This window comes from Providencia lanzhouensis (assembly GCF_050469745.1).
Classification (GTDB): domain Bacteria; phylum Pseudomonadota; class Gammaproteobacteria; order Enterobacterales; family Enterobacteriaceae; genus Providencia; species Providencia lanzhouensis.
The window spans coordinates 4,114,695-4,123,544 of the sequence record NZ_CP174123.1; the positions used below are offsets into that span (position 1 = coordinate 4,114,695).

The window sequence follows — 8,850 nt, forward strand, 5'->3', positions numbered from 1 at the left end:
ATTTATCTCCTTACACCTTTTCCACGTTGACAAGGAATGATTTAAATTCCGGCGTCTGAGTATTCGCATCACCCACATATGGCGTTAATGTGTTGGTGATAAAGCCCTTCACTGCAACACCTTCAAAGCCCCAGTGAATTGGAATACCGATGGTATCGATATCTTTTCCATCCACTTGCAGAGTTTTAATACGTTTAGTGACCACGGCTTTCGCTTTGATGTAACCACGTTTAGAACTGACCTTAACCGTATCGCCTTGCTCGATGCCTTTTTCTTTCGCTAAACGTTCACCAATTTCAATGAACTGTTGAGGTTGGATAATGGCATTTAACAGCGCATGCTTCGTCCAATAGTGGAAGTGCTCAGTTAAGCGGTAAGTGGTACCCACGTATGGGAACTCAGTCGCTTTACCCATTTGCGCCCAGTCGTCTTTAAACACACGAGCAGCAGGGTTTGACACCACATTTGGATGCAGCGGGTTAGTATCCAGCGGCGTTTCGATTGGTTCGTAATGCTCTGGGAATGGACCTTCTGCCATCTTATCCAGTGCAAATAAACGACCCATCCCTTCAGGCTGCATGATAAATGGACCGACACCGCTTCCTGGGGCTGCAGTGCTGTAGTCTGGAATATCCATACCTACCCACTTGCTACCATTCCACTCAAGGATTTGGCGCTTCGGATCCCATGGTTTACCCATTGGGTCAGCCGATGCACGGTTATAAATCACGCGGCGGTTCAGTGGCCATGCCCATGCCCAACCTAATGTGTTACCCAGACCCGTTGGGTCGGAGTTATCACGGTTAGCCATTTGGTTACCTTTCGGCGTCCAGCTACCAGAGAAGATCCAGCAACCACTAGCCGTCGTACCGTCATCACGTAATTGCGCAAACGAACTAAGCAGTTCGCCTTTTTTCACAATCACGTTGCCGTCAGCATCTTTCAGGTCTTCTAATGCGTAACCGTTGCTTTCTTGAGCCACTTCTTCCGGCGTTGGATTATCGCGGTCGAGGTAATCCCAAGTCATGCTCAGAACCTGTTCAGGTACTGCGCCGCCTTCAGTTTCATACATTTGACGCAGGCGATGGTAGATACCTGACAGGATTTCACCATCACTGATAGCTTCACCTGGGGCGTCTGCACCTTTCCAGTGCCACTGTAACCAACGTGCTGAGTTAACAATTGAACCGTTTTCTTCAGCGAAACAGCAAGATGGCAGACGGAACACGGTGGTTTGAATCTCTTCCGGTTTCACATCGTTCATTTCGCCGTGATTTTGCCAGAAGTTTGCAGTTTCTGTGTTCAGCGGGTCGATAGTAATTAAGAACTTCAGCTTAGAAAGCGATTTCGAGACTTTGTTCTTGTTCGGGAATGAGGCTAATGGGTTAAAGCCTTGGCAGATATAGCCGTTAACTTCGCCCTTATCCATCATTTCAAAATAACGTAGAACGTCGTAGCCCTGATCCCACTTAGGTAACAGGTCGAAGCCCCAGTTATTCTCTTTCTGCGCTTTATCGCCATAGAAAGTCTTCATTAAACTGACGAAGAATTTAGGGTAGTTGCCCCAATAGTTCACCTGACCAGCAACGGTCGCTTTTGGTGTATTCGCCGCTAAATAGCTTTCTAAGGTTGTTTGTTTTTCTGATGGTAATGTCAGGTAACCCGGTAAGCTCTGAGATAACAGACCTAAGTCAGTCAGACCTTGGATGTTGGAGTGTCCACGCAGTGCGTTCACACCACCACCTAACATACCCATGTTACCAAGCAGTAACTGGATCATCGCCATGGTACGAATGTTCTGCGCACCAACGGTATGTTGAGTCCAACCCAGCGCATATAAGAAGGACGCTGTTTTGTCTTTCGCGCTAGTTTCTGCAATGTATTCACAGACTTGCAAGAAGTCTTTGATTGGCGTACCACAGATGTTGTTAACCACTTCTGGGGTATAACGGCTCACGTGCTCTTTCAATAGGTTCAGAACACAACGTGGGTTTTTCAGAGTCGGATCGCGCAGCGCTAAGCCGTTCTCATCCATCTCGTAGTTCCACGTGGTTTTGTCATATTGACGTTTTTCTGCATCGTAACCGGTGAACAGACCGTCATCAAAACCGAAGTCTTCACGAATAACTAAGCTGGCGTTGGTGTACGCCTCAACGTATTCACGTTGAATTTTTTCGTTATCCAGCAAGTATTTGATAACACCTGACAGGAAGGCAATATCGGTACCTGAACGGATAGGCGTGTAAAAATCCGCCACAGCCGCAGTACGGGTAAAGCGTGGATCGATAACGATTAATTTTGCTTTATTGTGGATTTTCGCTTCCATCGCCCAGCGGAAACCGACTGGATGCGCTTCTGCCGCATTACCGCCCATAACGACGATCAGGTTTGCGTTTTTAATGTCAACCCAGTGGTTGGTCATCGCACCGCGACCAAATGTTGGAGCAAGACTTGCTACCGTTGGTCCGTGTCAGACACGCGCTTGGTTATCCACGGCAAGCATGCCGAGGGCGCGACTAAATTTTTGGGTTACAAAACCTGTTTCGTTACTTGCCGCTGATGCACACAGCATACCGGTGGTTAACCAACGGTTGACCGTTACACCATCTTTATTCTGTTTAATGAAGTTTGCATCACGGTCTTCTTTCATTAACTTGGCGATGCGATCAAACGCGTCGTTCCAAGTGATGCGTTTCCATTCATTAGTGCCTGGTTCGCGAACTTCTGGATACTTGAGTCGACTCTCACTGTGGATAAAGTCGATTAATCCTGCACCTTTAGGACAAAGTGCACCACGGTTTACCGGATGATCCGGGTCCCCTTCGATATGAAAAATGCTTTCTTTCGCATTCTTCGCGCCATCACCTAGGCTGTACATTAACAGCCCACAGCCGACAGAACAGTAGGTACAGGTATTTCGAGTCTCTTTTGCACGCAGTAGTTTATACTGGCGTGTAGAGGCTAATGCAGTTGCTGGAGCAAAACCCAGCGCTGCTGCCGTTGTACCTGCCATACCGCCAGCGCAGATCTTAAAGAACTGCCTTCTGCTGACTTGCATGGGGGATCTCCTCATATACATTGCTCATGTTTACCTAACTTCGTCACAAAATTTGAGGTAAACTGTTCTTATTCAACGTCTTCCTTACGTATTCAGGTTCATTGCCTGATCAATGGTGTAAATTCTTTTTACCCATATCGAATATTATGTATCATTAGTGATAGGAATTCATCTAATGTATGAAACAAATACTACAAATAACCCTAAATTATCTAAAATGATCGGCGTTCAATCCACAATCGTGCAACAAAAAAATAACCTCGGTTCACTGGTTAATGATTTCGTTGCGGAGGAAGTCCCTGTCGCTCTCGTTTATAACGGGATATCTCATGTGGTAATGATGGCGACACCCAAAGATCTGGAAGATTTTGCTGTCGGATTTTCATTATCAGAAGGGATAATACAATCCCGTGATGAAATTCGCGGAATTGATATTGCGCAAGGTTGTCACCGAGGCATTGAAGTTCATATTGAGTTATCAAGCCGCCGTTTTATGGCGCTCAAAGAGCGTCGTCGTAATCTGACTGGGCGAACTGGCTGCGGTATTTGTGGTACAGAACAGCTCGATGAGATATTTAAGCCTATCACTCCGCTGCCATTCACTCAAACATTCTCATTATCTTATCTCGATAACGCTCTACAAGAATTGAAGACAGTTCAAGAAATTGGCGCATTAACCGGTTGTACTCATGCCGCTGCGTGGATCTCACCTGAAGGTCGCCTAGTGGGCGGATGTGAAGATGTGGGCCGCCATGTTGCGCTAGACAAGCTACTGGGAATGAAAAGCCGTTCTGATTGGCAGCAAGGCGCTATTTTAGTGTCTAGTCGCGCAAGTTATGAGATGGTACAAAAAGCCGCAAGCTGCGGTGCGGAAATTTTATTTGCGGTTTCAGCCGCAACATCATTGGCGATTGAAGTCGCCGAAAAAGCCAATTTAACGCTGGTCGGTTTCTGCCGCCAAGGTAAAGCCACCGTGTTTACCCATCCGAGTAGGGTGATAGACTAACCAGTATTCACTCACCGCCTATATGAATTTACATGCAATGTCTGTGGGCTAGAACCATTTTCCCGATGTCAGGAAAATGGTTTTTTATTTATCTTAATCACTTACCAATACAGAAACTCGAGAAAATGCGCCCTAACAAATCATCGGAGGTAAATTCACCGGTGATTTCGCTCAGTTCTTGCTGAGCTAAGCGTAACTCTTCAGCCAGCAGCTCACCGGAGCGAGCGTTCACTAACTGGTCATAGCCTTGTGCAAGATGGGTTGCAGCATTGTTCAGTGCTTGCAAGTGGCGACGACGGGCAAGGAAACCACCTTCTGTGTTGCTATTGAAGCCCATGGTTTCTTTGAGGTGATCACGCAGCAAATCGATGCCTTTTTCTTCACGAGCAGATAAACGGATCAGTGGGTAACGGGCATCAGCAACAAATTCTACAGATTCCCCTGTTTTATCTGCTTTATTACGAATAACCGTAACTGGTAATGTTTCTGGCAAGCGAGCCATAAATTCAGGCCAAATTTCTTGTGGCTCCGTAGCATCTGTCGTGGTGCTATCTACCATAAATAGCACACGGTCGGCTTGTTCAATCTCTTTCCATGCGCGTTCAATACCGATACGTTCAACTTCATCGCTGGCTTCACGTAAACCGGCGGTATCAATAATATGCAGCGGCATACCATCAATATGAATGTGTTCACGTAGGACGTCACGGGTAGTCCCCGCAATATCCGTCACAATCGCCGCTTCACGCCCCGCTAACGCATTCAATAGGCTAGATTTACCCGCATTTGGACGACCAGCAATCACCACTTTCATGCCTTCGCGCAGCAAACTCCCTTGACGAGCCTGTGAACGGACATCTTCTAAATCCGCTACCACTTCGTTTAATTTAGCTTCAATTTTACCGTCAGATAGGAAATCAATTTCTTCATCCGGAAAATCAATCGCCGCTTCCACATAGATGCGCAAGTGAGTAAGCGCTTCCACTAACTGGTGGATGTGGGATGAAAAAGCCCCTTGTAAAGAGTTCATCGCTGAACGCGCCGCTTGTTCTGAACTCGCATCAATCAGGTCGGCAATCGCTTCGGCTTGCGCTAAATCGAGTTTGTCATTTAAAAATGCACGCTCAGAAAATTCCCCCGGATTGGCAATACGGATATTGGCAATGGTCAGAATTCTTCTGAGTAATAAATCGAGAATAACAGGACCGCCATGCCCTTGTAGTTCAAGAACATCTTCCCCAGTGAAAGAGTTAGGTCCTGGGAAATAAATAGCAATCCCTTGGTCAAGAACAGAGCCATCTGCATCACGAAATGGCAGATAATCGGCATAGCGCGGCTTCGGTAACTTTCCGAGTACTGTTTCAGCAACAAGGGCTGCTTGCGGGCCGGATACACGTAAAATTCCAACCCCACCACGACCGGGAGCGGTTGCCTGTGCGACGATAGTATCGTTGATTTGCATGATGTTTCTCTGTCTATGACTAAAAAAATTGAGGCGACCCTAAATGGATCGCCTCAATGTTACTATAGAATCTGGCTTTGTGAAGCCCTCTAAACTCGATTGGAATTTAGATTATTTCTTCGCTTTCTTATCACGGCTATGTAAGCCACGTTTTTCCAGACCACGGTAAATAACCTGCTGCTGGATAATGGTGACTAAGTTGCTCACGATATAGTACAGAACCAGACCTGATGGGAACCACAGGAAGAACACGGTAAATACGACTGGCATGTAAGTCATGATCTTCTGCTGCATTGGGTCAGTCACGGTAGTTGGTGACATCTTCTGAATAACAAACATCGTCACACCCATCAGCACTGGCAGGATGTAGTACGGGTCTTGTGCAGACAAGTCTTGGATCCAACCAAAGAACGGTGCATGACGCAGTTCAACAGAACCCATCAACATGTAGTACAACGCAAGGAAGATTGGCATTTGAATCAGCAGCGGTAAACAACCACCCAGTGGGTTTACTTTTTCTGATTTGTACAGCGCCATCATTTCTTGGCTCATACGTTGTTTATCGTCACCAATACGCTCACGCATTGCAGCTAGTTTAGGCTGCAGTAAACGCATTTTCGCCATTGAGGTGTACTGTGCTTTAGTCAGCGGGTACATGATACCACGGACGATAAAGGTGATAACGATGATGGCAATACCCCAGTTACCAACGAAACCGTGAATGAATTTCAACAGTTTGAACAGTGGCTGAGAGATAAACCATAACCAACCGTAATCTACGGTTAAGTCTAAATGAGGAGCAACTTCCGCCATTTCTGACTGAATTTCAGGACCAATCCACAGTGTAGAAGAGTAGGTCGCAGCACCATTTGATGCGATGGTCAGAGGTTCACTCTTATAACCAACGATGGCTGATTTCTTATCGAGATCAATGGTGTAGAAAGTGCTTTGCTCAGAAGAAGCTGGGATCCACGCAGTTGCAAAGTATTGTTGCAGCATCGCGACCCAACCACCTTTGGTTGTCAGGCTTAAGTTTTTATCTTCGATGTCACTGAAACTATATTTTTTATAGTTATTTTCATCAGAAGAGTAAGCCGCACCGCGGTAGGTATGTAGAGCAAAGTTACTACTGCCAGTGTCACGTTGTTCTGGTAAAGCGATGGTTTGCTTTAATTGTCCGAAGAACGCAAGTGTTAAAGGCTGTGCAGTTGGGTTTTGAATGTTGTATTCAACATCAACAGTGTATTTGCCACGCTTCAGAATGTACGTCTTCTGATAAACCACACCGTTATTATCGGTGAAGGACATCGGAATACGTAATTCGTCTTGACCATCTTTTAACTCAAAGCTTGCTGCATCTGAAGTATAAAGAGGGCGCTGACCATTGTTATTCGCTGGGTTGTCTGGACCATGAGGACCGATCAGACCACTTTGAGCCTGATAAACAAAACCTGGTGTGGTTTCCAATAAACGGAATGGGTTTGGTGAATTCAGGGTTGCTGGATAGGCTAACAGGTCAGCCTCATCGATATCACCACCACGAGTATTGATACGAATATCAAGTACGTCGGTTTTAACGGCAATAAGCTTACCTTGTTCACTACCTGTGACCGCTTGACCATCATTGCTTGCACTGCTCGGCATGTCCGTCTTTTGCTGAGAAACTTGAACAGCCTTGGTTTCCTGAGCAACTTTATCGCTCTCCCAAGCCTGCCAAACTAAGAACGACACGAACAACAAAGCGATGAGTAGAAGATTGCGTTGGGAATCCATCGTTATAATTCTCTATTATCATCAGTTTTTCTAGGTGGGACAGGATCATCTCCACCAGCGTGTAAAGGGTGGCATTTTAATACGCGTTTGGCAGTTAACCAACTACCTTTTAGCATACCAAACCTGCGCAATGCCTCAATTCCGTAATTAGAGCATGTGGGATTGAAACGACAACGAGGTCCTAACAACGGACTAATAGCCAGTTGGTAACCTCTGATCAGCATGATCAGGACTTTTGAGCCAAGCGACGGTGACGACGCCATAACTTATCCAATGATTCCGTAATCTGTTGATTGTCGAGATCGGCTACCCCTCTGCGAACCAGAACCACAAAGTCCATTGAAGGCAACTCATGTTGATGCAAACGAAAATATTCACGGGCTAATCGTTTGATACGATTACGCTCATGAGCACGTTTAACATTTTTTTTGGCGATGGTAAGACCGATGCGGGGATGCCCCAGCTCGTTAAGGCGACCAAGGATTGTTATCTCTGGGGAACTCGCCCTCTGCGGCTGCTTGAAGACATTGTCGAAATGCCTGGGAGTTAACAAACGTAACTCCCGGGTAAAAGCGAGCGTAACCACTATAGAGGGCTAGCTTTATTACTTAGATGAAACGGTCAGACGAGCGCGGCCTTTAGCACGACGGCGAGCCAGAACCTGACGACCATTTTTAGTGGCCATACGAGCACGGAAACCGTGTGAACGGTTGCGCTTCAGTACGGACGGTTGAAAAGTGCGTTTCATAACGATTTCTACCTAACTTTAAAATTTATTACTGATTCAGTAAACGCGTTGGCAACCAGTGGAAACTGATTTACACCTGTGCCTCTATCGCAACAATATAGAAAGAGGCAGGATTGTAATAAAACATAGGGGGTCACGTCAATAAAATGACGTAATCAAACCACTTTTTATTTAAACCTGGCTGACCGGTTTGCCGATATGTGCCGTGACAAGCTACGTATGAAACTCATTTATGCTGCCTTTTAGGCAAGTCTAACAGTTTAACTTTCAATCAACTCAAGCGTTTATTGACGTTACCCATAAAACCATGCTGCCTAAATTCATCATAAAAAATGACATTCGCAGTGTACACAGGGAGGAAGATTATACGGACTCCTCCCTAAAGCGCAAGGATCTTAGCGGGATCCAAAAATATTTTTTGATCTTGGGAGATTATTTCTATATATAGGCTAAAGTTATCCCCAGACATGTGGAAAATTTGTCGTTGCCCGCGATCACCCAGCAAAATTCTCCCCTATCAGAGCCGCCTTATCACATTTGCCTGTGGATAAAAAGCATAAAAACTGTGTAAAAGAATGGAGATCTTGAGTGAATTTTGCGGTATGATCGCAGGTCTATTTCTGATCGGAGGATCAGGAATATGCTGTGGATAGATATGGTGAGTAAAAGTTAGTCAAACACCTTCTCTGGCCCCCTATTCTCTTAGTGACCACGAAAAGTGACTAATGGAATAGTTGCCAGTAAAAAAATTCTTAACGAAATCCGTAATTCTTGTTTCATTGACCTTGTTAGGGGAGTCCAAC

Annotated in this window: 7 protein-coding genes; 1 reads left to right on the forward strand and 6 read right to left on the reverse strand. The window is 45.7% G+C overall.

What is annotated here, in order from left to right; all coding sequences use genetic code 11:
- Positions 1 to 10: 10 nt before the first annotated feature.
- Positions 11 to 3,058, reverse strand: coding sequence for a formate dehydrogenase-N subunit alpha (fdnG, locus tag ACIH2S_RS19310; protein ID WP_080684239.1), 3,048 nt, complete (start codon positions 3,056 to 3,058; stop codon positions 11 to 13).
- Positions 3,059 to 3,233: 175 nt separating this feature from the next.
- Between fdnG and fdhD the strand changes: the two genes are divergently transcribed.
- Entirely contained in the window at positions 3,234 to 4,064 is an 831-nt protein-coding gene (gene fdhD / locus ACIH2S_RS19315) for a formate dehydrogenase accessory sulfurtransferase FdhD (RefSeq protein WP_036950679.1), read from the forward strand.
- A gap of 97 nt (positions 4,065 to 4,161) precedes the next feature.
- Here fdhD and mnmE read toward each other — a convergent pair whose 3' ends face one another.
- From mnmE to rpmH, 5 genes are all read right to left on the reverse strand, one after another.
- Positions 4,162 to 5,526: a tRNA uridine-5-carboxymethylaminomethyl(34) synthesis GTPase MnmE gene (gene mnmE / locus ACIH2S_RS19320; protein WP_036950677.1), complete on the reverse strand. Its 1,365-nt coding sequence runs from the start codon at positions 5,524 to 5,526 to the stop codon at positions 4,162 to 4,164.
- Between the two features lie 111 nt (positions 5,527 to 5,637).
- Entirely contained in the window at positions 5,638 to 7,299 is a 1,662-nt protein-coding gene (gene yidC, locus ACIH2S_RS19325; protein ID WP_036950675.1) for a membrane protein insertase YidC, read from the reverse strand.
- 2 nt (positions 7,300 to 7,301) lie between these two features.
- Complete coding sequence (gene yidD / locus ACIH2S_RS19330; protein ID WP_006660611.1) at positions 7,302 to 7,562, reverse strand: membrane protein insertion efficiency factor YidD; 261 nt, start codon at positions 7,560 to 7,562, stop codon at positions 7,302 to 7,304.
- The gene (rnpA, locus tag ACIH2S_RS19335; RefSeq protein WP_006660612.1) at positions 7,526 to 7,885 is read right to left on the reverse strand and encodes a ribonuclease P protein component; all 360 of its coding nucleotides are present in this window, start codon (positions 7,883 to 7,885) and stop codon (positions 7,526 to 7,528) included. The genes yidD and rnpA overlap by 37 nt, the downstream gene beginning before the upstream one ends.
- Before the next feature lie 18 nt (positions 7,886 to 7,903).
- Positions 7,904 to 8,047, reverse strand: coding sequence for a 50S ribosomal protein L34 (gene rpmH, locus ACIH2S_RS19340; protein ID WP_004906236.1), 144 nt, complete (start codon positions 8,045 to 8,047; stop codon positions 7,904 to 7,906).
- Positions 8,048 to 8,850: the final 803 nt, after the last annotated feature.

Excerpts from the sequence above, each read along its gene's own strand:
- fdhD (WP_036950679.1), top strand. The coding sequence starts at position 3,234 with ATGTATGAAACAAATACTACAAATAACCCTAAATTATCTAAAATGATC.
- mnmE (WP_036950677.1), bottom strand. The coding sequence starts at position 5,526 with ATGCAAATCAACGATACTATCGTCGCACAGGCAACCGCTCCCGGTCGT.
- yidC (WP_036950675.1), bottom strand. The coding sequence starts at position 7,299 with ATGGATTCCCAACGCAATCTTCTACTCATCGCTTTGTTGTTCGTGTCG.
- yidD (WP_006660611.1), bottom strand. The coding sequence starts at position 7,562 with ATGGCGTCGTCACCGTCGCTTGGCTCAAAAGTCCTGATCATGCTGATC.
- rpmH (WP_004906236.1), bottom strand. The coding sequence starts at position 8,047 with ATGAAACGCACTTTTCAACCGTCCGTACTGAAGCGCAACCGTTCACAC.